This window comes from Mycolicibacterium gilvum (genome assembly GCF_900454025.1).
GTDB classification, from domain to species: Bacteria; Actinomycetota; Actinomycetes; order Mycobacteriales; family Mycobacteriaceae; genus Mycobacterium; species Mycobacterium gilvum.
Genome location: NZ_UGQM01000001.1, coordinates 515,221 through 539,378 on the forward strand (window position 1 = coordinate 515,221; position 24,158 = coordinate 539,378).

The 24,158-nt window shown below is 66.8% G+C and carries 31 protein-coding genes and 4 pseudogenes; 16 read left to right on the forward strand and 19 right to left on the reverse strand.

Going from position 1 to position 24,158, the window contains the following annotated elements; genetic code table 11:
* Positions 1–4: 4 nt before the first annotated feature.
* From DYE23_RS02325 to DYE23_RS02330, 3 genes are all read left to right on the forward strand, one after another.
* On the forward strand, positions 5–415 hold the full coding sequence (locus DYE23_RS02325; RefSeq protein WP_235660308.1) for a hypothetical protein: 411 nt from the start codon (positions 5–7) through the stop codon (positions 413–415).
* A 265-nt stretch (positions 416–680) separates the two neighbouring features.
* Positions 681–845 (forward strand): hypothetical protein, encoded by a 165-nt coding sequence (locus DYE23_RS30720; protein ID WP_159449420.1) that lies wholly within the window; start codon positions 681–683, stop codon positions 843–845.
* Between the two features lie 218 nt (positions 846–1,063).
* Entirely contained in the window at positions 1,064–2,287 is a 1,224-nt protein-coding gene (locus tag DYE23_RS02330) for a L,D-transpeptidase (RefSeq protein ID WP_115326391.1), read from the forward strand.
* Between the two features lie 77 nt (positions 2,288–2,364).
* Here the strand turns inward: DYE23_RS02330 and DYE23_RS31210 are convergent, their stop codons facing one another.
* Entirely contained in the window at positions 2,365–3,483 is a 1,119-nt protein-coding gene (locus tag DYE23_RS31210; protein WP_235660309.1) for a recombinase family protein, read from the reverse strand.
* 42 nt (positions 3,484–3,525) lie between these two features.
* Here DYE23_RS31210 and DYE23_RS02340 point away from each other — a divergent pair, with 42 nt between their 5' ends.
* Both DYE23_RS02340 and DYE23_RS02345 read left to right on the forward strand, forming a co-directional pair.
* Positions 3,526–4,182 (forward strand): discoidin domain-containing protein, encoded by a 657-nt coding sequence (locus tag DYE23_RS02340; RefSeq protein WP_235660310.1) that lies wholly within the window; start codon positions 3,526–3,528, stop codon positions 4,180–4,182.
* An 85-nt stretch (positions 4,183–4,267) separates the two neighbouring features.
* The gene (locus tag DYE23_RS02345) at positions 4,268–4,507 is read left to right on the forward strand and encodes an ATP-dependent DNA ligase (protein WP_147292254.1); all 240 of its coding nucleotides are present in this window, start codon (positions 4,268–4,270) and stop codon (positions 4,505–4,507) included.
* Between the two features lie 261 nt (positions 4,508–4,768).
* Here DYE23_RS02345 and DYE23_RS02350 read toward each other — a convergent pair whose 3' ends face one another.
* Complete coding sequence (locus DYE23_RS02350) at positions 4,769–5,881, reverse strand: hypothetical protein (RefSeq protein WP_235660311.1); 1,113 nt, start codon at positions 5,879–5,881, stop codon at positions 4,769–4,771.
* A gap of 109 nt (positions 5,882–5,990) precedes the next feature.
* Positions 5,991–6,668 carry a TetR/AcrR family transcriptional regulator gene (locus DYE23_RS02355; protein WP_235660540.1) on the reverse strand — a complete coding sequence of 226 codons (678 nt, stop codon included), beginning with the start codon at positions 6,666–6,668 and terminating at the stop codon, positions 5,991–5,993.
* Between the two features lie 399 nt (positions 6,669–7,067).
* Here DYE23_RS02355 and DYE23_RS02360 point away from each other — a divergent pair, with 399 nt between their 5' ends.
* From DYE23_RS02360 to DYE23_RS31215, 5 genes and pseudogenes are all read left to right on the forward strand, one after another.
* Positions 7,068–7,526, forward strand: coding sequence for an anti-sigma factor antagonist (locus DYE23_RS02360; RefSeq protein ID WP_115326395.1), 459 nt, complete (start codon positions 7,068–7,070; stop codon positions 7,524–7,526).
* A gap of 77 nt (positions 7,527–7,603) precedes the next feature.
* Positions 7,604–8,140, forward strand: a complete 537-nt coding sequence (locus tag DYE23_RS02365) for a PAS domain-containing protein (protein ID WP_115326396.1) — start codon at positions 7,604–7,606, stop codon at positions 8,138–8,140.
* Between the two features lie 164 nt (positions 8,141–8,304).
* Positions 8,305–9,408, forward strand: a complete 1,104-nt coding sequence (gene thrC, locus DYE23_RS02370; protein ID WP_115326397.1) for a threonine synthase — start codon at positions 8,305–8,307, stop codon at positions 9,406–9,408.
* A gap of 142 nt (positions 9,409–9,550) precedes the next feature.
* Positions 9,551–10,714, forward strand: a complete 1,164-nt coding sequence (locus tag DYE23_RS02375; protein ID WP_172527690.1) for a low temperature requirement protein A — start codon at positions 9,551–9,553, stop codon at positions 10,712–10,714.
* A gap of 615 nt (positions 10,715–11,329) precedes the next feature.
* A pseudogene (locus tag DYE23_RS31215) lies at positions 11,330–11,499 on the forward strand (threonine synthase); the annotation flags it as partial.
* A gap of 40 nt (positions 11,500–11,539) precedes the next feature.
* Here DYE23_RS31215 and DYE23_RS30535 read toward each other — a convergent pair.
* The 13 genes and pseudogenes from DYE23_RS30535 to DYE23_RS02440 form a co-directional block, all read right to left on the reverse strand.
* On the reverse strand, positions 11,540–11,920 hold the full coding sequence (locus DYE23_RS30535; RefSeq protein WP_147292255.1) for an STAS domain-containing protein: 381 nt from the start codon (positions 11,918–11,920) through the stop codon (positions 11,540–11,542).
* 551 nt (positions 11,921–12,471) lie between these two features.
* A pseudogene (locus DYE23_RS02390) lies at positions 12,472–13,152 on the reverse strand (GAF and ANTAR domain-containing protein).
* Positions 13,153–13,652: 500 nt separating this feature from the next.
* Positions 13,653–13,982, reverse strand: a complete 330-nt coding sequence (locus DYE23_RS30540; RefSeq protein ID WP_147292256.1) for a hypothetical protein — start codon at positions 13,980–13,982, stop codon at positions 13,653–13,655.
* 58 nt (positions 13,983–14,040) lie between these two features.
* Positions 14,041–14,322 (reverse strand): hypothetical protein, encoded by a 282-nt coding sequence (locus DYE23_RS02395; protein WP_115326401.1) that lies wholly within the window; start codon positions 14,320–14,322, stop codon positions 14,041–14,043.
* Between the two features lie 30 nt (positions 14,323–14,352).
* Entirely contained in the window at positions 14,353–14,631 is a 279-nt protein-coding gene (locus DYE23_RS02400) for a GlsB/YeaQ/YmgE family stress response membrane protein (protein ID WP_115326402.1), read from the reverse strand.
* 161 nt (positions 14,632–14,792) lie between these two features.
* Complete coding sequence (gene mbp1, locus DYE23_RS02405) at positions 14,793–15,029, reverse strand: microaggregate-binding protein 1 (RefSeq protein WP_115326403.1); 237 nt, start codon at positions 15,027–15,029, stop codon at positions 14,793–14,795.
* Between the two features lie 96 nt (positions 15,030–15,125).
* Positions 15,126–15,695: an alkaline shock response membrane anchor protein AmaP gene (locus DYE23_RS02410; protein WP_115326404.1), complete on the reverse strand. Its 570-nt coding sequence runs from the start codon at positions 15,693–15,695 to the stop codon at positions 15,126–15,128.
* A 3-nt stretch (positions 15,696–15,698) separates the two neighbouring features.
* The gene (locus DYE23_RS02415; protein WP_115326405.1) at positions 15,699–16,322 is read right to left on the reverse strand and encodes a DUF6286 domain-containing protein; all 624 of its coding nucleotides are present in this window, start codon (positions 16,320–16,322) and stop codon (positions 15,699–15,701) included.
* Complete coding sequence (locus DYE23_RS02420) at positions 16,322–16,699, reverse strand: Asp23/Gls24 family envelope stress response protein (protein ID WP_115326406.1); 378 nt, start codon at positions 16,697–16,699, stop codon at positions 16,322–16,324. Before DYE23_RS02420 ends, DYE23_RS02415 begins: the two co-directional genes overlap by 1 nt.
* Entirely contained in the window at positions 16,692–16,871 is a 180-nt protein-coding gene (locus DYE23_RS02425) for a hypothetical protein (protein WP_115326407.1), read from the reverse strand. The genes DYE23_RS02420 and DYE23_RS02425 overlap by 8 nt, the downstream gene beginning before the upstream one ends.
* Positions 16,872–16,916: 45 nt before the next feature.
* On the reverse strand, positions 16,917–17,162 hold the full coding sequence (locus tag DYE23_RS02430) for a hypothetical protein (protein WP_115326408.1): 246 nt from the start codon (positions 17,160–17,162) through the stop codon (positions 16,917–16,919).
* Positions 17,159–17,479, reverse strand: a complete 321-nt coding sequence (locus tag DYE23_RS02435; protein ID WP_115326409.1) for an Asp23/Gls24 family envelope stress response protein — start codon at positions 17,477–17,479, stop codon at positions 17,159–17,161. Before DYE23_RS02435 ends, DYE23_RS02430 begins: the two co-directional genes overlap by 4 nt.
* Positions 17,480–17,953: an Asp23/Gls24 family envelope stress response protein gene (locus tag DYE23_RS02440; protein WP_115326410.1), complete on the reverse strand. Its 474-nt coding sequence runs from the start codon at positions 17,951–17,953 to the stop codon at positions 17,480–17,482.
* A 198-nt stretch (positions 17,954–18,151) separates the two neighbouring features.
* Here DYE23_RS02440 and DYE23_RS02445 point away from each other — a divergent pair, with 198 nt between their 5' ends.
* The 5 genes and pseudogenes from DYE23_RS02445 to DYE23_RS02465 all read left to right on the forward strand — a co-directional run bounded on the left by DYE23_RS02445 (position 18,152) and on the right by DYE23_RS02465 (position 21,585).
* Positions 18,152–18,733, forward strand: a complete 582-nt coding sequence (locus DYE23_RS02445) for an RNA polymerase sigma factor (RefSeq protein ID WP_235660312.1) — start codon at positions 18,152–18,154, stop codon at positions 18,731–18,733.
* Positions 18,721–19,200: a hypothetical protein gene (locus DYE23_RS02450; protein WP_115326412.1), complete on the forward strand. Its 480-nt coding sequence runs from the start codon at positions 18,721–18,723 to the stop codon at positions 19,198–19,200. The genes DYE23_RS02445 and DYE23_RS02450 overlap by 13 nt, the downstream gene beginning before the upstream one ends.
* A gap of 91 nt (positions 19,201–19,291) precedes the next feature.
* Positions 19,292–19,477 (forward strand): annotated as a pseudogene (locus DYE23_RS02455) (mechanosensitive ion channel family protein); the annotation flags it as partial.
* 77 nt (positions 19,478–19,554) lie between these two features.
* Positions 19,555–20,883, forward strand: coding sequence for an IS701 family transposase (locus DYE23_RS02460; RefSeq protein ID WP_435404778.1), 1,329 nt, complete (start codon positions 19,555–19,557; stop codon positions 20,881–20,883).
* Positions 20,884–20,964: 81 nt separating this feature from the next.
* Positions 20,965–21,585: a mechanosensitive ion channel family protein gene (locus DYE23_RS02465; RefSeq protein ID WP_372516314.1), complete on the forward strand. Its 621-nt coding sequence runs from the start codon at positions 20,965–20,967 to the stop codon at positions 21,583–21,585.
* A gap of 123 nt (positions 21,586–21,708) precedes the next feature.
* Here DYE23_RS02465 and DYE23_RS02470 read toward each other — a convergent pair whose 3' ends face one another.
* Positions 21,709–22,062 (reverse strand): GGDEF domain-containing protein, encoded by a 354-nt coding sequence (locus tag DYE23_RS02470; protein WP_115326413.1) that lies wholly within the window; start codon positions 22,060–22,062, stop codon positions 21,709–21,711.
* Between the two features lie 72 nt (positions 22,063–22,134).
* Here DYE23_RS02470 and DYE23_RS02475 point away from each other — a divergent pair.
* Positions 22,135–23,363, forward strand: a protein-coding gene (locus DYE23_RS02475) for an IS3 family transposase (RefSeq protein WP_115326414.1) whose coding sequence is annotated in 2 segments (ribosomal slippage) — positions 22,135–22,447 and positions 22,447–23,363 — 1,230 coding nt in all. Because the reading frame shifts where the segments join, the coding sequence is not laid out codon by codon here.
* Here DYE23_RS02475 and DYE23_RS02480 read toward each other — a convergent pair.
* Positions 23,341–23,775, reverse strand: coding sequence for a PAS domain S-box protein (locus tag DYE23_RS02480; protein ID WP_115326415.1), 435 nt, complete (start codon positions 23,773–23,775; stop codon positions 23,341–23,343). The two genes, DYE23_RS02475 and DYE23_RS02480, sit on opposite strands and share 23 nt — an antisense overlap.
* 45 nt (positions 23,776–23,820) lie before the next feature.
* Positions 23,821–24,120 (reverse strand): annotated as a pseudogene (locus DYE23_RS02485) (integrase core domain-containing protein); the annotation flags it as partial.
* Positions 24,121–24,158: the final 38 nt, after the last annotated feature.

The following is a 24,158-nucleotide window of genomic DNA, read 5'->3' on the forward strand; positions in this document are numbered from 1 at the left end:
GATCATGAAAGGCGCCGACCCGCGACTGCGTTGCTTAGCTGCCGTCTGCGCCGACGTCGGTGGGGAACAAAAGTTTTCGGGATTGGTGTGTTTGTTTGGTGGACTGGCAGAAGTGATGGACTCAGACGCGGGCATGGCGTGGCTGCTGGCTGACGCGGCAGGGCCATGCCTAACCGGTGACCAGCGCGCGATGGTGTTTGTCGAATTGGGTTGCGGGGAAAATCATCTGGCGATCGAGAGGATTCTTAATGCCGTCGTAGAAAACGGCTTCCCGTTGTCGACTGCCGTGCTGGCGGCTCTCACGGAATGGCTGGATTTATACGTCGGCAGCCCCGAGGAGCGGCTGCTGCGGGACCTGGTCCTCCAGGTCCGTGCGCAACGACCCGACTTCGAATCGGGACAGCATTGCGATTAACGTGCAAGCACTGCTGGTAAGCCTGCTTTGCGGCGGCCACGCCGATCGACGGCTTTGCCGTGTGGGGGGGCCGCCACCTTGCCAGGGGGTATGCGACCGCCCTGGCCAGCGGCGCGGCACGCACTCCCGTAAACGGTGAGCGTGGACTTTCCGAGAGGCAGACCGACGCACACCTCCGTAGCTGTCGGGCCGAAATCAGCAACTCTGAGGGCTTAACCAGCGGACCACCAAGCCGTCCACGGCTTTACGCGTCGTGGAATCAGGAGTGCTGATAGGCATCGTGTCAGGACGTTTGTCGGTTTTGGAACGCAACGCATGGCGCGCCGGGCCAACCATCTACGGCGCACGCGCCTACACCGCATTATGCCGGATTCGCCAGCACACCCTTCTGCGCGAAGCGACGATGTCGGTGACACTACTGGCTGTTTGATACCGTACCCGGGCGGGGTACAGATACCCGCAGGGGGTACAAACCAGACTGTGACGATGCTCGTCTCAGCGGGAATGCGACGCGCATACGCACCCAAAAATTGCTGCCCGACACATAGATCCCAACGACGGTGCGGCACACATACACCGGGCGGCGCCGGCGGCGACGAATGTGAGAAAGGACAGGAGGCGTCTGTGGCTATCGATCGACGAACTCGCATGAGTCTTATCGCGGTCGCTGTGATCAGTGTGATGGTGGTGGCCGTGGTGGCCGTGGTGATCGGGCGAGGCGATGACCACAATGGTGCGCTGCCCGCAGCGTCGGTCCTGCGCGCGGAAACGCCTGCGACCGTCACTGTCACTCCGGGCCCCGACGCGGTGAACGTTGACCCGCTGGGCGCGGTCATGGTGAGCGCGGCCAACGGCACCCTGTCCGATGTGCAGATGGTCAACGACCAAAACACGCCGATCCCGGGTGTTATGACCCCTGACCACCTGGTGTGGAAGCCCGGCGTGCCGCTGGGGTATGGCCGCAGCTACACCCTGACCGTGGCCAGTCGCGGGCCGACGGGAACTTTCGCGTCGCAGATGTCGAGGTTCACCACGCTTACACCCAGCAATCAGGCTGCGGTGTCGCTGACCACGACGTCGGGTGCGGCGCTGCGCGACGGCGGCACCTACGGGGTGGGCACGGTCATTGTTGCCCACTTCGATGAACCCATCATCGATCGCGCGGCCGCGCAGCGCCGACTGACCGTGACGACCGCTCCGGCCGTGGACGGCTCCTGGTATTGGGTTGATGACCAGAACGCCCATTGGCGCCCGGAGCACTACTACGCGGCGGGCACGAAAATCACCGTGGCGGCCAACATCTACGGCGCGCCGCTGGGTGGCGGACTGTACGGCCAAGAGGACCAGCAGACCTCGTTCACCATCGGTGACGCGCATGTGTCGATCGCCGACGACAACACGAAACAGGTCAACGTTTACAACAACGGCGTTCTGGTGCGCACCATGCCCACCTCGATGGGCATGGGCGGCACGCAAACCGTCGCCGGGCAGACCCTCACGTTTTGGACCCCACCCGGGGTGTACACGGTGATGGATAAGTCCAATCCGGTCGTGATGGATTCGTCCACCTATGGCTTGCCCGTCAATTCCCACCTCGGCTACCGCGAGACCATCAACTACGCCACCCGCATCAGCCCCGACGGCATCTATCTTCACCAACTCGACAGCACCGTGTGGGCTCAAGGCAACACCAACACTTCCCATGGCTGTCTAAACCTCAACGGCGACAACGCCAAATGGTTCTTCGGGTTTTCCCAACCAGGCGACATCGTCGAGGTCCGCAACACCGGGGGCCCGCCCCTGTCGTTGCAGAACAACGGTGACTGGAGTGTGCCCTGGGCGCAATGGCAGGCCGAAAGCGCCCCCGCCTGACCCGGCCGGGTGCTCTTCAAGACACGGCACGGGCTCCGTCAACGGTAGTCGCTGTCTCGTTGTAGAAACGCCGCTGCTCAAAACGTTTGCAGCGCTTGGCTCGCCAGATGAACCAAATCTGTCGCGGCAGTTTGGCCCAGGGCGCCGACGCCAGCCGTGATGGCGTAAAGGAGAAGCTGCTTTAACCGGCTGGGATTTGGTTGAGGCTCAGCGGCTTCCCTTTTGATCTCCACGGCGATCTGATGGGCGTGCTCCACTGCTTCAGGAGGCCCATCCGCGGCCGCCTCTAGGGCGTCGGCAACCGCCAGCGCTCTTTTAATCTGCTCGGCCACCGTGTACGTCTGGGTTGCGCCAGGGCTGCCGATAGCGACATTGGCGCTGTTACTGATGTGAATCGTGGTCGCTCCCTGTGGGTCTGCCGGCGCGTTACCGCCCCGCACCGACTTTCCCGCATCAGCTAGCGCCTCGCCCTTGGCGGTGATGGATGGGCGCACCACACCATGGCCCCAAGATGCGGTGCCACTGATGTACTCCTGGTCCCGAAGCCACTCAGAGGCCTCCGCGACCTCTTGTTGTGTCAGCGAGTCGCCTTGCCACTCAACGGCATTCGCGATGTCGTCGGCCTTCAGCACCGGGTGTCTGTTGCCATCGACCATCGCCTTGAGATACAGCCATTTCAGGACCGCGTCCCGCACGCTCCATACCCGGTCAATCGGACTACTCGTCATCTCTTCCCCATCTTGTTCTCTGCTTCCATTCAGAGCCCGGTACACCGTCGAGCGCCCGACCAGCAAGGTGTCAGCGATCTCGGCCACCGGCATACCGGCGGCGGCCAGCTTTCGCGCGTGAGCCAGTCGGCGCCCCCTCAACGCCGGCGGTCGGCCGCCAATGCGGCCTCGAGCACGCGCGGCGGCCAGGCCCCCCATCGTGCGTTCGTGGTTAATGCCGCGCTCGAACTCGGCGAGCGCCCCAAACACATGCAACACCAGCCGGCCGGTGGCGCTGCTGGTGTCGATCTCCTCGGCCAGCGACCGTAGCCCTACCCCGGCGGCCGCCAGATTTTCCACCAGGCCGAGGAGATGCGGCAGCGAACGGCCTAGCCGATCCAGCCGCGTAACAACCACGGTGTCGCCCGCGACGACGGCCGCCACCAGTTCATCCAGGCCCGGGCGGCGCGCACGGGCCCCAGAGGCCACATCGGTCCATACACGCTCGCACCCGGCCGCCCGAAGTCCATCATGACCGTCGCCGCGGTCGCGATCCTGTTAGTCGCCCTGGCCGGCGTCAACTACCTCACCACCGACGTCAATCCGCCGGCACCGGCGACGCCGGCCACCGCGGCTCCACCACCACCACCCAGCCAGGCACCGCTCAACCGCGACACGATCCTGTCCGGGGCCACCGCCTCCGACGTCTGCCCCCGCGACCCCAACTATTCGGACGCCAACCGCGCGTTCGACAGCGACTTCAACACCGCGTGGGTGTGCACCCGCGCCAAGAACCAGGACGGCCAGCAGATCCAGATCGACTTCGGCCGGCAAGTCACGCTGACCCAGATCCGCATCATCGGCGGCTTCGACGCCACCGCACCCGACGGCACCGACCAGTGGTCCAAGCACCGCATCGTCACCAAACTCGAGGTGTACTTCCCGAAAGACCTCAGGCGAGACCCGGTGACAATCGACACCGGCGGCGCCCGCGACTGGCGATTCATCGCCTTGAACCCGCCGGCCACCGTCAGCAAATTGCTTATCCGCGTCGCTGAAACGTCTCCACCGCCCCAACCAGCAACGCCGACAAGTGAAACCGCCTCACCCAACCCGGACGAAGTGACCTCGGTAGCAATGTCGGAGATACAGTTCATCGGTATCGACGGACAGGCACCCCCACCCTGACGGTTCACCCCCGACAGTGATGCACCGTGCATCACCGACCGGTCACGCACGGAGCACAGCCGAGTCTCGCGCGTACCGTCGAAACGTGCCCACCACCAGGACTAAGCCCGCCGTGCGCGACGCCGCGTACGCGCCGATGCTGGCCACCCTGGGCGCCCCGCCCCAGGGCACCGGGCGGGCCGTGGAAGTGAAGGCCGACGGCCAGCGCGGCACGATCGTCGTGGCCGACGGCGCCGTCACCGTGTTCTCGCGCAACGGCACCGACATCACTTCTCTCGGGGTCGGCGTGTTGCGAATGGTCGAAAACCCTACGTCACGGCGCTGACCCTTTGCCTCACCGCCGCAACACGTGTTGTGCACGGCGTCTCCTGCGGATGGCGGGGCCGCGTGCGCGCGGAAACGTCACTATTAGTCACGGCTGTGGTCCTGCTTTCGAAGGGATGTCGTCAACATCGCTGCACCAGCGACTTCCGGCCCGGTTTCCCGGTGCTGAGCCCGGTAAACGCCCGCCCGCGTAAGCCGAACTGCTTGCCGGCTGTGTATTGCTTTTCGGGAGTCAGCCCACACCCCGGCCCTGGAGTCGGGGCTACTGCGGATCGGTGTCGGGATTGGTGTTGTCGGTGGCGGTGCTGTTTTGTCGGGCGTACGCGGCGTCGCGCACGACATCGTCGGTTTCTAATCCCGCGCCCAGCGCGCCGCCCAGGGTGGCCAACGAGCAGGTCAGCCACGCCAGCTCGGCGTAATCGCCGATGTGGACGGGATGTCCGACAGCGTCGCTGAAGCTGCGCGGCACCACCAGGCAGGCCGCCCCGATACCGGCGAGCACCAGCAAGACGGCATACAAGGCCGCTACGCCGATCACTACCGTGGCCGTGGTGGCGATGTTGAACAGCACCACCTGTTCCCGGTTGCGCCGCCCCGGCGCACGCTCCCACAACTCAGCGCCGATGATCAGGGTGGCGACCACCGCGGTGAGGGAGCCGATGGTGGCGCCGGCCAGCCGCACCGCGCCGAACGTGTCGGCCAGTCGCCAGATGTCGGAGGTCACCAACGCGAACACGCCGGCGGCCGCAGCCGCGGCCAGTGCCCGCGATAACCGCAGCGTCAGCCGCCAGGGCTGATTGGCCCGGACCATGCCGATCAGCAGTCGGATGTTGCCGGTGAGCACCCGGGCGGTGAAGGCATACGGTTGCTCGCCGATGTCGGTGCCCAGTTCCCGCACCCGCTGCGCGACGTCCTCAGCAGACCCCGCGTCGGTGTGCGTCACGTTCTGGTCGACGCCGAGGAGTTGCTCGACGAGCTGCACCATCAGATGTTGGGCGCGGTGGCGCCGTCCCGCGCCGAGCGCGGGCACACACAGCACCGCCACTTGATGCACCGGGTTGGCATGCGCGAGGACCGGACGACGGGCGCGGGTGTGCAACGGCAGATCGGTCAGACACACCACCACATCCCAGTCGCGGCGCAACAGCAGCCGCCGGGCCGCACGCACGATGTCCGCGTCGCTGGCGGGCGCGGCGACGAGCCGATCCTGCTCAACCTCGATGCGCCACGTCGCGCCGGGCAACCGCTGCTCGAGAAGGGACTGAAGACCATCGGCGATCACCCGATGCGCCATCTCCATTGATCGGCCCGGGGTGGCAACCACACCAAGCACCACGCACGCAGCTTGCTGCGCCTCACCTGCTGCCGGGCTCACCACCGCTCCCACCTCAACATCGCTCGGCGGGCACCGCCCTGGGCGCCCTCGTCGAGCAGGAATCTCCAGGTCGACACGACCGATCCGTCGTCGGAGACAGCGGATACCTTCACCGGTCCATCGGCCAGCAGTGCTGCCCCTCGACGAGACGTTCGAGCCGGTCCAGAACGGATTCGAGCATGTTCTCGAACTCGGTGGCGCTGTGATCTGCTGACAGCATCATCTCCAGTCGTTGCAGATGAGGATACTTCGACAGATCACCGCTGGCGCGCCGCTGGTTCAGAACGGTCTGGTCGGGATGCAGGTGAGCCCCGCGGGCAGAAATCTCCAACAACAGCTGCCCCAGCAGCGACGCGGTGTAGGTGCGGTAGGCCGCGACCGCGGCGACATCGTCGAAACCATAGGAGATCAAGGTGTCCAGGAAGGTCTCCATCCAGCGCAGACTCCGCAGCGGGGGACGCACCCACGGCGCCTCCGGCGCTTCGGAGGCCAGCAACGGAAACACCTGGGGATGATCGAGCGCGATCTGACGGACCCCATGGGCCAGCCGCAGCAGATAGTCCTGCCAGCTGTCGTGTTGGTACCGTGCGGCGAGGTGGTCGGCATGGAGTCGGTCCACGATATGGTCGACCACCCCGGTCAACAAGTCGCCGCGGCCGCGCACATACCGGTACAGCGCCATTGCTTCCACGCCGCACGCCCCGCCCAGCCGGCGCATCGTCAATCGGGCCAGGCCGTGCTGATCGATGAAGGTCAGGGCCGCCTCGACGATGACCTCGCGGCTCAGCCCAGACACACTCTGAACAGCACGATCGTCAGCGTGAGGAGCACCGTCATCGCGCTCGACCACACGCTGGCTGTCCACAGCCCATCGTCCTTTCCACGCCGGAGCTGCCGCCCCGCCACACCCAGGGGGTGAAGTGGCGGCCCTGTCAGACGCACCGGGTCGTCGAACTGCCCGCCTGCCGCGTGACACCCCACCCTGAGCAGTGTAGAGCGGGCCGCGGTGGGCGCTGAAAAGCGCGGCTGTGTCGGGCAGCCGAACAGTGGCCCGCCCCACACACATTGCCTGTTTACACCGTAAACAGAGTGGGGGTAGGGTCAGGTTCACCGGCTTCAGCGCGTAGGGCGGTAACCATCACCGCTAGCCCCGCGCAGCCTGCGCGAGAGAGGGTCGGGACCTCCGATGAACACCTCCGTCTCCACCTTTTACCCTGGTCTGCGGCTCAGTAAGTGTCTTGCTGCCGCACTCATCGATCCGCACAGCATGCTGCGCATCACCGCCGAGCGCGTCGGATCCGCGGTGGTGGTGCACGCCGGCGGCGAGATCGATGCACGCAACACCACCACCTGGCGATGCGTGCTCGATGAGGTCACGGCCGCCGCGGTCGCTCCCGGCCCGGTCGTGATCGATCTCGACGGGCTCGATTTCCTGAGTTGTTCGGCGTTCGCGGCGCTCAGCGAGGCCGCCGACCGGTGCCGATCGCAAGGGATCCCGCTGCGTCTGGTCAGCACCCGATCCGCGGTGGACCGGGTGCTGGCAGCCACCGGCTGGCAGGACCAGTTGCCCGTCTTTGGTGATGTGTGGGCCGCAGTCGATACCGACAACACGCCCGCCGCGGCCAGCCTCGACAGCGCCCTCTAAGCGCGACCGGCAGTTCTTGCTGCAGGCAATCCAACGTCTGGGCTCACTCGTGTCCGGCCTCGCCGCCGGGGGACTTTATGGAGATCATGATGAAGACAATCGACAGGGGGGCACTGGCAGATCGACGCGTCGATGGCCAGCGCGGTTTCTCCGGCTCCGCGCGCGGGTTTCCGGTGCCGCAGCTGGGGTCGGTGCGCTTTCTCTTCGATGAGGCGCGGTGGGACTGGTCGCCCACCGTCGCGCATATCCACGGCTACCGACTGGGAACGACGGCACCCGATACCGGGCAGCTGTTGAGCCACATCCATCCCGATGACCGCAGCCACGTCGAAAGTCTTCTCCAACGGCTATGGCGCACGCCGCAACCGTTCAGCACCCACCACCGCATCATCGACACCCACAACCGAGTGCACGACGTGGTCGTAATCGGGGCGCCGATCTACCGCAGCGGCGGTGACCGCGCTGCGGTGGGAATGCAATGCTCCTGCGTTGACCTCACCGCAGCCACTTCCCCCGCCGATGCCGTGCGCGAGCAGCCGCGCAGTACGGCGGAATACGGCTACACCGATGATGAGGATCGGCGACGCCGGATCCGCGCCGCCACACGATGCTGACTCCGCGGGCCAGGAGCGAAGAACCCGGTCGTTCACCCCGCCCACCTGCCGCGGTGACAACGACCGCGCTCCTTGCCCGTCGACAAGGAGCCATCAACTCAGTTCCGCCCGACAGCACCGGCGGTAGACCCGAACCGAACAACCGTCGAGGAGACCCTTCGCTCATGACCGCAACCGCCGCTGCCACCCGCTGCCCGTGGCCGGGAATCCTCACCGCCTACGCTGACCGGCTGCCGACGGAAACCGGTTGGGCCGCGGTCACTCTCGCGGAGGGGGCCACCCCGCTGCTGCCGGCGCCCCGGCTGTCCGCGCTCACCGGGTGCACGGTGGCGCTCAAGGTCGAAGGCCTCAACCCCACCGGGTCGTTCAAAGACCGCGGCATGACGGTGGCCCTCACCGCGGCGGTGGCCAGCGGCGCCGAAGCGGTGCTGTGCGCCTCGACCGGTAACACCGCCGCCTCAGCCGCAGCATATGCCGCGCGCGCGGGCATCACCTGCGCGGTGCTGGTACCGCACGGCAACATCGCCGCCGGCAAACTCGCGCAAGCGGTCATGCACGGCGCCACCGTCATTCACGTCGCGGGCTCGTTCGACGACTGCCTCACCCTGGCTCGCGCCGTGACCGCAGACGATCCGGCGATCGCGTTGGTGAACTCCATCAACCCTTATCGCATCGCCGGTCAGAAGACCGCCGCCTATGAGGTCGTCGAATCCCTGGGCGGCGCCCCGGACGTGCACGTGCTGCCGGTGGGCAACGGCGGCAACATCACCGCCTACTGGCAGGGCTACACCGACTACCATCGTGAAGGGCTCACCGACAAGCTGCCCCGCATGCTGGGCGTGCAGGCCGCCGGCGCAGCCCCGCTGGTGCGCGGTGAGCCGGTCACCGAGCCCGACACCGTCGCCACCGCCATCCGCATCGGCGCACCGGCGGCCTGGACCTCCGCTGTCGAGGCCCAACACGCCTCGGGTGGCGCGTTCCTCGCCGTCGACGACACCGACATCCTGGCCGCCTACCGTACGGTGGCGCGCCTAGAAGGCCTGTTCGTCGAGCCAGCCTCTGCGGCCAGCATCGCGGGCCTGCTGAGGGCAGCTGAGCAGGGCTGGATCCCCCGCGGATCGACCGTGGTATGCACACTGACCGGCAACGGCCTCAAAGACCCCGCCACGGCACTGCACGGGCTACCCCCGATCAGCGCGGTCCCCGCCCACACCGCCGCCGTCCGGGCCGCCATCCACGCCACCGACCCCGGCGAGCAGCGGCGATGACGATCCACCGGTGGGCAGGTGACTTCCGGCGCTCCAGCGTCGCCGCATCGACGGCACCGCGATCTGAGGGCTGTCGGGCGGGTCGACGCGCCAGGGGCGGCTCCCGCGCGTGACTGACGACGCGTCGACACGCACCGACCGATTGATCGCGCCGCCGGTCTTGGCGACTGACGACACCCGCAGCGCCTCTCGCCTCGAATTGTTCTTCGACTTGGCTTACGTTCTGGTGGTCGCGCAGCTGGCGTCCCGATGGGCCAGCGACATGTCGTGGAAGGCCGCGGCGGAGTTCGCCGGGCTGTTCACTGTCGTGTGGTGGTCGTGGGTAACCACCACGCTTTATGCCAACCGTTTCGCCAGTAACGATGTGCTGTACCGACTGACCAAGTTAGCCATCATGGGTGCGGTGGTGGTGATGGCCGGCAGCGCGACCACGGCAACGACAACAGATGCCAACATCTTCGCCGGCGGCTACCTGGCCACCCGCATCCTGCTGATGGGCCTGTACCTGCGCGCCTTACGTCACGTGCATCAGGCCCGCCCAACCATGGCGATCTACAGCGCCTGCATAGCCGTCGGGATCGGCGCCTGGGCGACGTCGTTAGCCGTTGACGGCGCTGTGAAGCTCGCCCTGTGGGCCGTGGGGATCGCGGTCGAGGCGCTGGCGCCGGTGCTGGCGAGCCGGTATGGATCCAACGTCCCGGTTCACGTCGAGCACCTCCCGGAGCGGTTCGGCCTGCTGGTCATTCTGGTGCTCGGGGAATCCATCGCCGCGGTGGCGACCGGTCTGCACGATTCGCACTGGAACCGGCCGTCACTGTTACCGGCGGCGTGCGGGTTTATCCTCGCCGCGGCCGCCTGGTGGGTGTACTTCGACCTCGGCGGCAAGGCCGCCCAAGGCCACCTGCAACACGGCCGGGATCCCCAAAGCAGCGGCGCCGCTGACCGCTACGTGTACGGCCATCTCCCGCTCACCTTCGGATTGGCTGTGCTGGGCGTCGGGATCGAGCAGCTGGTGCTACATCCGGGTGGGGACGTGTCCACCACCGGGCGGTGGGCGTTGACGATCGGTTTCACCGCCTTCCTCCTCGGCACGACCATCGTGCTCGCCGGGACAGCGCATTCCTGGCGAGCGGGCTGGCCATGGCCGGCCGCGGCGATTCCTGGTGTCCTTGCCCTGGGTGTCCTCGCCCAACGCTGGACAAGTTTGTCTGCGGTGCTGCTGACCAGCGCCGCCTGCCTCACCGTGATCACCGGACTTGCTGTCCGGGCGAAATCCGGGCAGCAGCGCGCCGCGCCCCCCGAATGACCCCGCTGCGCTGCGCAGTTCGCCCCTCCTGCGAGCCCGCGCCCAGCAAAGCCCCCGGCCGGTAGCTCAGCGACCCGGCGGTGATCTGTTCACGTCGACACCCACTGGGCCGATCAGCGCCAAGCGCGCCGCCGTTACCCCAACGGGGGTTCGGGCGGGTTCGGGTGTGACGGCGCACGGCCGCGGACTTGACGCCGGATGCCGTCGAGTGCCTCGTCTTCGGTGTCGGCCTGCCACGACAGCGCCGGTTCGCAATCACACAGCCCTCGATACAACAGGCACTCGGGCGACCACAACACCCGGTAGGTGAGGCCGTCAACCACGCTCACCCGCACTGTTGACCACTCGGCATCACTGGGGCCGCGTCGCCGCGGCGCGCGGCTCACCGACCACCGCGAGTGGTGCGCATGGTGTCATCATCGCGCGCCCGCGGTCTGTGCGGAAGCGGCGGCGTGCCCCGGTCCGCCGGCAGGGCCAGTGCCGGAGGGTGGCCGAGGCGCAGCGTCCGGGACACCGCGGCGCCGGGGGGATCACTGCCCACCAGATCCCGCAGTCTTCAGGGCGCCGACCGAGCGCCCGCCAGCCCGCAGCGGGAGACCCTGACGACCGGGCCCCGGCCTGCTCGCCGCCGCCGAGCAAGGCCTGCTCACTCGCGGCTCGACCGTGGTGTGCACCATTACCGGCAACGGGCTCAAAGACCCCACCACCGCACTCGACGGCCAGGCCCCGATCGCCGCGGTTCCCGCCGACGCCCCGCGGCCATCGTTGCCGCCCTGCACCTGTGACCGGCGGCGCAATGAGCGAGTGTGGCCCAGCACCCCGAACTCATTCGCGCGATGGACTGTGCAGCACCTTCAGGCCCGCAGCTTTCAACGCGCGATAGGCTTCTGCACCGGGAATCGCAACCAACGCGATGGCGATGCCGTCGCGCTCGCCGTTCGCAACGAGACGTTGAAGCGCCTCCACCGCGCAGGGGCTGAACCACGTCACAGCACTGACATCCACGATCACCGAACGGCACCCCGGACCGGAAACGGCGATTGTCTCGGCCATCAGCTCATCCACCCTGCGGAAGTGGCGACCGAAAAGCTCTCCGAACAGAAGCAGACAGCCGTCGCCGTAGATGCCGAAGTCGAGCGTGCCCAAGTAGTCGTATCCGATTCTCAACGGCTCGGCCCCGAAGTCCGCGTTCGACACGACGGTCATGGCCCCGCCCCACTCCACGCGACAGTCCGCTTCACCAGCGAATTTACGCCCACAGTTGCGAACCTCGCGGCAACCGTGCACCGCTCTTCGTTTTTCGACACCGATTCGTCGTAGATCGAACCGTCGTGGTGTGGGGGCCCGGCGACCGGCAACACCCGTGCCTGGCAGCGTGGGACAAGCCCGACCCGGCACGCGTGTTTCCAGGGCAGCGACCGCGAGCTGATGCTGACTGCTTAACATCAGGATTGACCCGGAGTCGCCTACACCAGGTCGCCCACGACGCAATCTCATCCACTACCCGCTGATGCCGGGCGGGTGCCCGGTCCACGACCGGCTAAACCGGCGCGGGCCAACGGGTTCGCGGACCGCTCGGTCCGTCGAGGAAGCTGACGGAGCTGCGAGCGACGCGCGCCACTGTGAGGCGTCGACCCGCGGATGTTGGTCTCCGCCCCGTGGGTGACGATTGGCTGGTTCGCTCGGTCGTCGGCGCGGTATGTGGAGGCCTGGACCGGACTCGATGCTGGTCGACTCGGTGGGTGTCGCTGGGATGGTCACCGGGTGTCGATGACGCGTTGTGCGATCTCGACCAGTTTGGTGTTGGTGTCTTGGGACAGTTGCCGCAGCATCGCGAAGGCGCGGCCGTCGTCGACGGTATAGCGCTCCATGATGATGCCCTTGGCCTGGCCGATGCGGTCCCGAGTGGACAACGCGGACTGCAGTTGCTCTCCTTCGCGGCTGGCCACGATCGCTGCTGCGGCGTTGCGCGGCCAGCACCAATCCGACGGTTTCGGCGTCGCCGTTCCACCGGTGGGGCGCGAACCCGAACAGGTTCAGCGCCCCCGCGGTGCGCTCGGCGGTGTAGAGCTTGAACGACAGCGCGCTGAGCACACCGAGGTCGACGACCTTGGACGCGTAGGTGGGAAGCGGGGCTCGGCGCGGAAGTCGTCGGTGCGCACCATGACCTCGTCGAGCGCGGCGTGCAGGCACGGCCCCTCGCCGGTTTCCATCTGCAGGGTGTCGAGTTCGAACATCAGATCGTCGGTGGTGGCAAGGGTCTGGTGCGTGGCGTCCTTACCGACCAGGAGCACTCCGGCGACGTCGACGCCGGGGATCATCTCCTTGGCAGCGGTGGTGACGTCGATCAACACGTCCTCGACGGTGCGCTGCGCCAGCGCCCGAGCCAGCTCCGCCATCCTTCGCGCGAGGTGGTGCCGGTCGGGCGAGGCGGTCATCCGCGTCATTCTGCCCTCCCGCGCATCGAACCGTGAGCCGGCGCTGAACGCCGGTGCGGGATCACGACGCCGGGGACGCGGTGCTCATCGAGTTCGCCCACGGCGGCGCGGCGCATCCTCGGCGACGACGCCGTGTTCGCCCGACGGATGGGTGGAGAGGAGTTCGTTGTGGCGATGCTTGGCCGCGACGTGGGCAGCAGTCACCGCGTGTTGAGCCGCATCGGCGCCAACATGCCACCAGGAGCAGAGCTGTTCGAATCGGCTACACCTGTTGGCGCCCACCGGAAGCACTGGCCACCACGGTGGCGCGAGCTGACGCTGCGCTGTACCGGGGGAAGGACCGTGGTCGCAATCAGATCGCCTACCTCGCCCACCCCAGCACTGCCGGGAATGTGCCCGATGTCGTGCGCTTCGCGCCGCCGTAGCGGAGTCCATCAGCCCGCGAATGCGCCCCGGGGAGGGAGGGGATCTCCGCCGGACCGGTCGGTGCTCGCCGCGGTCTACAGGTCAGAGGTCACCGACTTGCGGGTCTTCTTCACCTTCTTCAGATCGGTTTCCAGACCTTTGACCGTGGTGCGGTGCTCAGAGAGGGACTTCTTCACCTTCTTCAATGCTTTGGTGTGCCGCTCAAGGGATGTGCGCAGTGCCGCTTCGCGGCGTTCGACGCTGCGCAGCACTTTCTGGGCAGCCGCAACGCTGGCCGCGGGCGGCGTCGGTGCCTTGGCCGGCTTGCGGCTCGCCGGCTTTCTGCTGGCCGGCGTGCTCTTCTTACCCGATGAGGATGTCGGTGTAAGACTCGACTTGCGAGAGGAGCGCTGGGTGGAAGCCATGATGAATCCTTGTTTGAAGGGTTGGGACGCCATGGGTTTGGCGGTGCGTGTCAGCCGGTCACTGTGGGGGTGCGGCCGGGGTCGTGGTGGCCGGCGGCGGCGCCAGGGGCGCGCTGTCGGGGTGCGGGTTGTCGATGAGGTCGGTGTCGTCGTGGCCGCGTCCGCTGCGGCGGCGGGTGAACGCCGACACCGACAACAGCGCGCGCGAGAGCCTGGTCGGGGCGCCGCCGTTGCGACGTTGCAGATACAAGCCCACCTTTGACAGGACGAAGGCGATCAGCGGGAGCAGCAGGCTGGCCAGCAGCCAGCGGCGCACAGGCGAACTCAGAAGTGCCAGCATGGCGAGTCCTTTCCGAAATCGAGGGAGCGGCTAACGGGTGCGGGTGCCGCGGCGGCCGGTGATGCCGAGGTAGCCGGCGATGAGCAGGACCGCGAAGATGATGCCGACCAGGAACGGGATGATTTTGAAGCCGCCGTTCTGGTTGGAGTAGCCGAGTTTGTAGGACACCCAGGTACCCAGGAAGGAGCCGATCGCACCGAGCAGCACGGTCATGATGACGCCGATGTTCTGTTTGCCGGGCATGACGAGTCGGGCCAGCACGCCGACGATGAGTCCGACGACGATCGCGCCGATGATGGTTCCGATCACGGAATTCTTTCCTTTGATGGTTGGGGGCCGCGTCTCTTGAGAGCCGCGGTAGCGACGGAATATTTGGGGTCGCCGGAAGATGAACGGTGGCCGCCTCTGCCAGGCGGTGGGGATCGGGTAGGTCGGCTGCCCCGCCGCAGGGGGCGGGGCAGCCGGTGTGACTACTCGGCGGCTTTCTGGCGTGCTTCGTGGGTCTTGGCTTCACCGCGGGCGGCTTCGGCTTCGGCTTCCTTTTGGGCGACGTCGCGTTGGGCGTCGGCCTTGTCCTGCTGGGCCTTGCCCTCTTCAGTGAGGCTGTCGTTGCCGGTCACCGCGCCGATGGCCTCTTTGGCCTTGCCCTTGACTCCTTCGACGGCGCCCTTGATGCCTTCGGCGGGGCCGCTGTTGCTGTCTGCCATGATGGTGTTTCCCTTCTGGTGGTGGTGCTGACTTCTCCCGCCCCCTATGTGGACGGGAAACCTGGTGATACCCAACGTGTTCGGTGGTGGGTGTGGTTATGCGAGTCGCCGGGCTTGGGTTTTGCGGGTGTTGACGTGCAGGCGGGTTTGGACGGCGATGGCGTCGCCGAGCATGCCCACGGTGGTGGCGGCGACCTCATCAGCGGCGTGCGCGGCGTGGGCCAGGGCGTCGGTGCCAGCGGCGGTGACATCGAGGTGGATGCTGGGTTTGCCGCGGTCGATGACGGCTTTGCCGCTGGCTGACGCGATGGCGGGGCGCTCGCGCAGTTCGGCGGCCGCGGCGTCGGCCAACGATCCCAGGTTGGCCGACAGGCACCCTTCGGACAGATTGCTTTCCGCCAGGGTGAGATCGCGGGCGCGGCGGGCGGGCCGGTGGGTGGCCAGCCAGCGCAGGCCGAGCAGCACCAGCAAGACTCCTGCGGCGGTGACGGCCCAGGGCCACCACGCCGTTGCGGCGGCCGACACCAGCCCCGGCGCGGTCAGGTAGACCGGGGTGCCGTCGATGAGGTGGGTTGTCCAGATCACCATGGCAGCACCGACGGCCGCGAGCAGAACTCCGAGGACGAGGGCGGCGATGCGGTCGATGACGGTGGCGGTACCGGTCATGGGTTAGGGCCTTTCCACTCGGGTGCGCACCGAGATCCGCGGTGTTGAGGACAGTGGTTGCAGCGCGGTACGGACCGCGCCGGCGATGGTGTCTTTGGTGACGTCGGGTCCGGTGGTGCGGGCGGTCACTTTGACGGCGCGGCGGCTGGCTGAGGCGGTGGCCTTGGTGACTCCGGGCACCACGCGGGCGGCGGCGCCGGCCAGTTTCGCGGTGTCGCACACGTCGAGGTACACACTGGTCTGCGCGGTGACGGGGATGGCCTTGCGGCGGCGCGGGGACAGCGCGGCGCCGATCAGGACCAGCCCGGCCAGAGCGGCGATCACGCCGACGGGCACCATCCAGCCGTGCGCGGATTGACCGTCGAACCAGTCAATGGCGGCGCGGGTCCACGACGGTCCGCTGATCCAGCCGGCGGCGGCGATTCCATCGCGGATACCGACCGCACCAGCGGCGATCAGCAGCAGCGCGCTGATTACGCCGACATAGTGCGCAGCCGCCGGGGCCAGGGGCGGGGGCGCAGCGGCCGGTGTCTGCGGCGTCGCGGCGGGTTGGCGGGTGCCGTTGTGAAGGACCCCGGGCGCCGACGGTGCCGAAGGAAGGTGTTCGAGGTGTTCGGGGACGGTCATCATTGGACCCGCTTTCGGGTGGTGGCGGCGGGAGTGGTGACCGCGGCGACGGCCACGTCGACCCCGTCGACCTGCAGTCCGGCCAGGTGCGACAGCGCGAAGGTCACGTTGGCCCGCACCGCGGCACCGACCGCGCCGAGGTGATAACTCCAGGGCACCGCGATGTCGACTGTGGCGCGCACGCGGTCACCGGCAATGCTGACCTGGGTCTTCGGGGTCGTGCGTCCGGTCAGCTTGTCCAGGCCGCTGGCATGGAACTGCACTCCGGCGGTGTCCAGAGCCGCCTTGGCGGCGATCTGTTCGGCAACCCGGTCGTGCACGGTCAACGAGCCCCGCTCCCCGGGATCGCGGCCGACCGATGGCGGGGTGTCAGCCACGGCCGCGTCCCCGCAGCATCGCCGCCAGGTCGAACTCGCCGTCGCGCTGCCCGCCGACCGCGTAACCGACCGCACCCAGGATCAGGGCGATCAGGAAGCCGGTGAATCCGCCGGCGGCGGCAGCGACGCCGAGCAGCAGCCCGGCCAGTAAACCCACAGTGGCAGTGGTCATGTCGATGGTCCTCTCACATTCTTATGGTCGTTAGGGGTGGGCGGTTCAGAGGGTGATGTAGCGGCGGGCCCGGCGCCGGCGCCGCCACTGATACAGCCGGCGGCGCAGTCGCGCCTGCCGGGAGTGACGGACGATGAGCACCGGCTGGCCCGCGTCGGTGCCGTGGTCGATCGCGGCCAGCGCGGCGATGAACGCTGCCGCGGACCCGCCACGGTCGGGGTGATGGCGCCAGGCGGCCGACCGCCGCGCCCGGCGACGAGCGTGGCCCGCCTCCGCCCCCGGATCGGTCACCGCGATCTCGTGTCCACCGCTGGGGCGACATCTTCAACGGTGACGTTGACCGTGACGCCTGGATGCAGGCGCCCGACGGTGGCGCGCACCGCGGCGGCGGTCTCCCGCACGGCGGCACCAAACACGATCACCACATGAACGTCGACGGCCTCGTCGGTGACCCGGATCCCCGCGACACGGCGTCCCGGCAGATAGGTGCCGACCTCGCCGAACATGCCGGGGTGCAACGCGGCGACGCCGGGCACCGCCAGGACCGCCGCGGCGAGCCGCTCGGCGGGCTCCCGCGGTGCCGGCGTCGCCGCACCCCCCAGGGTCATCTACTGCACCCGAGCCGGGCGGCTGCTGTCGGTGCTGGTGTCGTCGTCGCTGTCGTCTTCGACGTGCACGTCGTTGACGGTGATGTTGACCTCGGTGACCTCCAAGCCGGTCATCTTCTCGATCGCGGCGATCACATTGCGGCGAATGCCGTTGGCCAGATCGGCGATCGCAACGCCGTACTCGGCGACGATCTCCAAATCGATGGCGGCCTGCTTCTCGCCGACCTCCACCGACACGCCCTGGGAATGGTTGACCGTCGCGCCGGGGATGCGCTCCCGCAACTGACCGACAATGCGCGACGCGCCGCCGCCCAGATCGAACACGCCGTTGACCTCGCGGGCCGACAGGCCGGCGATCTTGGAGACCACCGTGTCGGCGATCGTGGTCTTGCCCTGCGAGGAGGTCAACGCCGAATCGGCGGCGGTCACCGCCGGGGACTTCGGGGCGGTCGCAGTCGGTTGGGTGCTCGTCATGGGCACGTTCCTTTCATCATCCTGATTTCGGTTACAGGGGCGTAGACGGGGTAGAAGCAGCGAAGTGCACGCCCAGCGCGCAGATGTGAGGTAGAACACATGCACGCGGTTTCACACGGCTGCACAAGAGGTATCTCCCGACATGCGCCGCCGTGGCGCGCCAACCCGGCAAGGCAGGGCGCTCGGGAGGAGGCCGCGGTGGAACCCCCACCCCGTGCAGCTGCTGCGGCGGCCACACGTTTAGGTGACCGGACATTGGCCGCCGCCGCAGCGTTGGGCGAACGCGCAGCGTTCGAGACGATCGTGCACCGCTACGGCCCGATGCTCTACGGCTACGTGCGGCGCATGGTCGTTGACGGCGGTGCGGTCGACGACGTGGTGCAGGAGACGCTCGTGGCCGCCTGGCGCCAAATGGACCGCTACCGCGGCGAGGCGAGTCTCAAAACCTGGCTCTTCCGCATCTGTGACCGCAAGATCATCGACTCGCGGCGGGTCCGCTACGCCGAACCGATCGATGACCGCCTCCTCGATCCCGTCGACGGAGCCGCCGACGCCGACCCGGCCGTGGTGCTGTCCAACACCGAATTCCTGGCCTCATTGGAGCGCGCCCTGGCCGAACTCCCGGTCCGCCAACGCGCATCATGGGTGCTACGCGAGATCGATGGCTTGACGTTCCCCGAGATCGCAGTGACCCTGAATCTGAGTCCCGGCGCAGTGCGTGGACACCACCACCGGGCTCAATCAACCCTTCGACAAAGGATGCAGCGGTGGCAGCGATGAACGGGGACGACCCGCTCGATGTGCTGCTGAGCCGCGCCGGACAAGCATTGCGAGAACTCAGCGAACCCGGCTGGGATCGCATCGCCGACACCGTGATCGCCGCCATCCGCAACACCCCCCGCTCGGGCTGGCCGGTGGCCGCCGAAGACCCCGACCCGCAGGAGCCCCCGCAGCCCGGCGGTATCGCGGTCAGCGATCTGGTCATCCGCGCCGCACTGGCCGCCGCGCTACGCCTCGACCAGATCTGCGCGCCCGCCGCAGTCGACGTGCATCTCGACGGCACCGAACTGCACCACATCAGCGTCGAAATCACCGGCCGCTACGGCCACCGGCTCACCGAAGTCGCCGACCACGTGCGCGGTATCGCCGCGACCATCCTCGATGACCTCCTCGGGGCAGCCGCCCTCGGACATCAGATCGACGTCGCCGTCATCGACATCGTGCGCGCAAACCCGCTCACCGAATAACGCGCTGAACCCTAGTCAGGGGATAAGTGTTTCGTTGAGCGGGATGAGGGAACTGTCTCCGACGACGTAGCTCACGAGGACTGGAGTGCACATGAGGGACGCTCTCAACGACATGTGGCGCTCGGTAGCCACCTTCGCCCCGAAACTGGTGGCATTCCTGCTGATCCTGATCATCGGGATCATCGTGGCCAAACTGATCTCCAAAGCGGTCGACAAGATCCTGGAACGGGTCGGTTTCGACCGCGCCGTCGAACGCGGTGGGGTCAAACGCGTCCTAGTACTACAGCCGTAGATCGTTGCTCGTCGGCGTGTTTGCCTTGCTGGATTGGGTGACCGCGGCATCGTTCGGAGTTTGTGAGAACTAACGATGATGCCGCGGTCGCCGCGGCTTACAGGGTAGACGTTGATCGGTGGCGAAGTGGCTTTGATGAGGTGCTGGATCGGGTCGCGTCACGGTTCGCTCGGTGCGAGCCGCTGCGCAACGCCGGCGCGTTGATGCTCGGGTTGGTCTGTGACATTGACCGTAAGAACTGTTGGACGCTGGCCGAGCGTTGCGGCCACAGCAGCCCGGACCGGATGCAGCATCTGCTGGCGCGGGCGAAGTGGGACGCCGAGGGAGTGCGTGATGATCTTCGCGCCTACGTGGTCGACCACCTCGGCGATGACGAGGCGATCCTGATCGTCGATGAGACTGGAGACGTGAAGAAGGGCACTCATACCGTCGGGACTCAGCGCCAGTACACCGGTACCGCGGGCAGGATCGAAAACGCCCAAGTCGCTGTGTATTTGGCCTATGCGGGGCCCAACAGTCACGCACTGGTGGACCGCGAGCTATACCTGCCGAAGTCGTGGATCGACGACTCGGAACGCCGTCAGTGCGCCGGGGTGCCCACCGATGTCGAGTTCGCCACCAAACCTGCGCTGGCCGAGCGGATGATCACTCGTGCTGTGGCCGCCGGAGTCCCTGCGCGATGGGCCACCGGCGACGAGGTCTACGGCGCCGACCCCGACCTGCGCGCCGCGATCGCCGCCCAGGGGCTGGGCTATGTGCTGGCCGTCGGGTCCAATCGCACCGTCACCACCAGTACGGGCAGCCAGCGAGTAGACGAGCTTGCCCGGTCTCTGCCGCGGCGGGCCTGGCGGCGCGTCAGCGCCGGAACCGGCGCCAAGGGCCAACGCTGGTACTCCTGGACGTTGGTCGAAATCACCGACGCCGAGCCCGGCCACCATCACCTGCTGGTGCGCCGCAACGACAAGACCGCTGAATTGGCCTATTACCGCTGCTACAGCCCCAATCCGGTCACCCTGGCCGACTACGTACGGGTCGCCGGGCGGCGCTGGAAGGTCGAGGAATCGTTTCAAGCCGGCAAGGGCCTGGCCGGGCTCGACGAGCACCAGGTACGGACCTGGACCTCTTGGCACCGCTGGGTCACCCTATCCATGCTTGCCCATGCCTTCCTCGTCGTCACGACCGCCGCTCAACGGCGCAGCGACGAACCCGACGACCAGACCGGCCAGACACTGATCACGTTGACAGTCAATGAATTCCGCAGACTCTTCATCGCCCTGGTATTGCAGCCGCTACACGCGGTTGCCGACGTCCTCGCCTGGTCCACCTGGCGGCGACGACATCAAACGAGAGCCCGCACCTACCATTACCGCAAACAACATCAACAACAATGAACGCTATCTACGGCTGTAGTACTAGCCAACAGCCAATACGACGCCTCCACCATCGCCGGAAAAATCGTCTACTACGCACTGGTGCTGTTCGTGCTGCAACTGGCGTTCGGCGTGTTCGGCCCCAACCCCGTCAGCGACCTGCTCACCGGGGTCATCGCCTTCCTGCCCAAACTGTTCGTCGCCCTGATCATCGTGGTCGTCGCGTCGGCCATCGCCGCCGCGGTGCGAGATCTGTTGTCCAACAGCCTCAGTGGCCTGTCCTACGGCAGAATGCTGGCCAACATCGCCAGCATCTTCATCCTCGGCCTGGGGATCATCGCCGCCCTCAACCAGATCGGCATCGCGCTGACAGTCACCCTGCCGGTGCTCGTCGCGATCCTGGGCACCATCGGGGGCATCCTGGTGGTCGGGGTCGGCGGCGGACTAATCAAACCAATGCAGCACCGCTGGGAGGACTACCTCAACAAGGCCGAGCAGGAAAGCCGCAACCTCCGCGACACAGTGTCCTCCTCGCCCGACACCTCGCGTCCACAGCCACCAAACCAGGTCGGGGCGCCACCGAACTTCTACGACCCCTCCGCGCAGCAGCAAGCCCAGCCAGGCAGTCAGCCACCCTACGACTACCAGCAGCCCGGCTACCCGCCCCCCGGACAGCAGCAATCGCCCTACGGGACCAATCCGCCGCATCGGCCGGAGTACTAGCCCCTCGTTAACACAACCTGTTCCGTCGATTCGGTATCAGGGTCAGGGACCGGGGCGGTCGCGCGACTCTGTCGTGGAACGTCTCACTGCGGTCTCGCGCCCGTTTCCGACCAGACCATGACGCTAGGACTCGCATTTGTGTCCGGCGCCTTGTTGCTTGGCTCGGTACATGGCTTGGTCGGCGCGCTGCAGTGCATCGCCACCGGATTGGCCAGGGCGGATCATGCTGACACCGATGGAAACACTCCCTCGGGAGTGGACCCGCACCTCGTCAACCAGAGTGCGAGCCAGTTTATGGGCCTGGTTGGAAGTGGTATGTGGCAGCAGGGCGGCGAATTCATCGCCACCGATACGGGCGAAAACATCGGAAAGACTCAGGCGACGACGGATGGTGTGAGCGACGCTCTTGATGTAGTCATCGCCAGCGGCGTGGCCGTGCTGATCATTGATCCGTTTAAGCCCGTCAAGGTCGATCATGGGACTTGACCCCGTGTGTTGGACACGCTCAATCCCAGGAATGTGCTGGGGGAAGCGAGATGATCCAACCCGATGGCAAGGAAAAATTACCCCGATGAGTTCAAGCGTGACGCGGTCGCGCTCTACCGGGACACCGAGGGCGCGACGATCGCCCAGATCGCTGCCGAGCTCGGTGTCAGCGAGGCCACGCTCTCGGCGTGGTGCAAGTCGGCCGGGGTGCCGATTCGGCACCGCCGCGGTGTCGTAGTGGCCGAGCCTGTGCCAGGGGCCGAGAGCCCTGAGCAGGAGCTGGCCCGCCTCCGCAGTGAGGTCAAGGCGTTACGCGCCACCGAGGCGCGGTTGTCCACCGAGCGTGACATCTTGCGGTCGGCGGCCAAATATTTCGCCGGGGAGACGAACTGGTGAGCCGCTTTCAGTTTGTCGCCGACCACCTGCACGCCTTCGAGGTGAAGTGGCTCTGCGCAGTCGTCGAGGTTGCGCGTTCGTCGTTCTACGCGTGGTTGGCCGGTGCTGACGGACGAGCGGCCCGTCGGGCTGCTGACGAGGCGCTGGCCGAGCGTATCCGCGCCGTCCACGACGAGGACAACACCTACGGGGCGCCGCGGATCACCGCCGAGCTCAACGACGGTGCGCCCGAGGGGCAGCGGGTCAACCACAAGCGGGTGGCTCGGGTGATGCGCGGCGCCGGGATCGCCGGTTATCGACGCCGACGTCGGGTCAAGACGACCGTGGCGGACCCGGCGAACCAGAAGGTCCCCGACCTGCTCAAACGGGATTTCACCGCCGCGCAGGTCAACACCCGTTACGTCGGCGACATCACCTACTTGCCATTGGCGACCGGCGCCAACCTGTACCTGGCCACCGTGATCGACTGCTGTTCACGGCGGGTCGCCGGGTGGGCGATCGCCGATCACATGCGCACCGAACTGGTCATCGATGCGCTCAAAGCCGCTGCTGCACTGCGGGGTTCACTGGCTGGTGCAATATTCCATGCAGATAATGGAAGTCAGTACACCTCACGGGATTTCGCGAATCTCTGCCGCGATCTGGGGGTCGTCCAGTCGATGGGTGCGGTGGGGTCAAGTGCCGATAACGCGTTGGCCGAATCGTTCAACGCCGCCCTCAAGCGCGAGATTCTGCAAGACCGTAACTGCTGGCCGGACGCGGCGATCTGCCGCCGTGAGGTCTTTCGGTGGCTGGCCCGCTACAACACCACACGACGGCACTCCTACTGCCGTCATTCCAGCCCCGCGACCTACGAAAGGAACCTGACACCGGCTACGCTGCCCGAAGCCGCATAACCACAAATCCCGTGTCCACTACATGGGGGCAAGGCCCCATCAACACCGCAGCCTCGCCGTCGTAACCCTCAGAGCCACTCAACGCTGCGTAAAGCGCAAGTTCTTCTTCGAATCGCCCGCGGTTGAAGACATCTGTCAACGTGTCGTGAGTTGCCTGGCGCCGCAGAAGTTGCTCGTCCCGCTTACGAGCCGAGATATCTTCAATGTGGGCAATGAAATTGAGGGGTTGCCCCTCGGCGTCATGGGCCATTGAAGCCGACAGATGGACCCAGATAAGGTGGCCATCCTTTGCGTAGTAGCGCTTGTCCATCTGATAGCTCGTGATATCGCCTTGCAGCAATCGGCCAGCCTCGTGCAGGTCGGTGTCGAGATCATCGGGATAAGTGATGTCTTGGAACGTAAGTTGAGTCAGTTCGTGTGACCCCTCCCGGCGAGTCCGGAGGCTGTGTTCGTTGAATCACCCTGCCTTTGGTGGGGTGCGTTTGTGATCGTAGTGGAGCTTCTCGACGGCCTCGGGGGTGAAGTCGTCGAGGTACTCATGCGGACGCTCGGCGTTGAACCACACCACCCATTCGGCGGTGGCCAACTCGACCTGGTTGACGTCGCGCCACGGCCCTTGGCGGCGGATCACCTCGTTCTTGAACGACCCGACGGTCGTCTCGGCCAACGCGTTGTCCAGGGCGTCGCCGACGGAGCCGACCGAGGGATCCACGCCTTCGTCGATGAGGCGCTGGGTGAACGCCACCGAGGTGTACTGATCAGGCTCAACCGGTGGACGCAACACCCGAGGTCAGG

Coding starts and splice junctions, on each gene's coding strand:
- DYE23_RS02325 (WP_235660308.1), top strand. CDS start 5: ATGAAAGGCGCCGACCCGCGACTGCGTTGCTTAGCTGCCGTCTGCGCC.
- DYE23_RS02330 (WP_115326391.1), top strand. CDS start 1,064: ATGAGTCTTATCGCGGTCGCTGTGATCAGTGTGATGGTGGTGGCCGTG.
- DYE23_RS02340 (WP_235660310.1), top strand. CDS start 3,526: ATGACCGTCGCCGCGGTCGCGATCCTGTTAGTCGCCCTGGCCGGCGTC.
- DYE23_RS02360 (WP_115326395.1), top strand. CDS start 7,068: ATGAACACCTCCGTCTCCACCTTTTACCCTGGTCTGCGGCTCAGTAAG.
- DYE23_RS02365 (WP_115326396.1), top strand. CDS start 7,604: ATGGAGATCATGATGAAGACAATCGACAGGGGGGCACTGGCAGATCGA.
- thrC (WP_115326397.1), top strand. CDS start 8,305: ATGACCGCAACCGCCGCTGCCACCCGCTGCCCGTGGCCGGGAATCCTC.
- DYE23_RS30535 (WP_147292255.1), bottom strand. CDS start 11,920: ATGACCGTCGTGTCGAACGCGGACTTCGGGGCCGAGCCGTTGAGAATC.
- DYE23_RS30540 (WP_147292256.1), bottom strand. CDS start 13,982: ATGGCTTCCACCCAGCGCTCCTCTCGCAAGTCGAGTCTTACACCGACA.
- DYE23_RS02395 (WP_115326401.1), bottom strand. CDS start 14,322: ATGCTGGCACTTCTGAGTTCGCCTGTGCGCCGCTGGCTGCTGGCCAGC.
- mbp1 (WP_115326403.1), bottom strand. CDS start 15,029: ATGGCAGACAGCAACAGCGGCCCCGCCGAAGGCATCAAGGGCGCCGTC.
- DYE23_RS02410 (WP_115326404.1), bottom strand. CDS start 15,695: ATGACCGGTACCGCCACCGTCATCGACCGCATCGCCGCCCTCGTCCTC.
- DYE23_RS02415 (WP_115326405.1), bottom strand. CDS start 16,322: ATGACCGTCCCCGAACACCTCGAACACCTTCCTTCGGCACCGTCGGCG.
- DYE23_RS02425 (WP_115326407.1), bottom strand. CDS start 16,871: ATGACCACTGCCACTGTGGGTTTACTGGCCGGGCTGCTGCTCGGCGTC.
- DYE23_RS02435 (WP_115326409.1), bottom strand. CDS start 17,479: ATGACCCTGGGGGGTGCGGCGACGCCGGCACCGCGGGAGCCCGCCGAG.
- DYE23_RS02440 (WP_115326410.1), bottom strand. CDS start 17,953: ATGACGAGCACCCAACCGACTGCGACCGCCCCGAAGTCCCCGGCGGTG.
- DYE23_RS02470 (WP_115326413.1), bottom strand. CDS start 22,062: ATGATCGACCTTGACGGGCTTAAACGGATCAATGATCAGCACGGCCAC.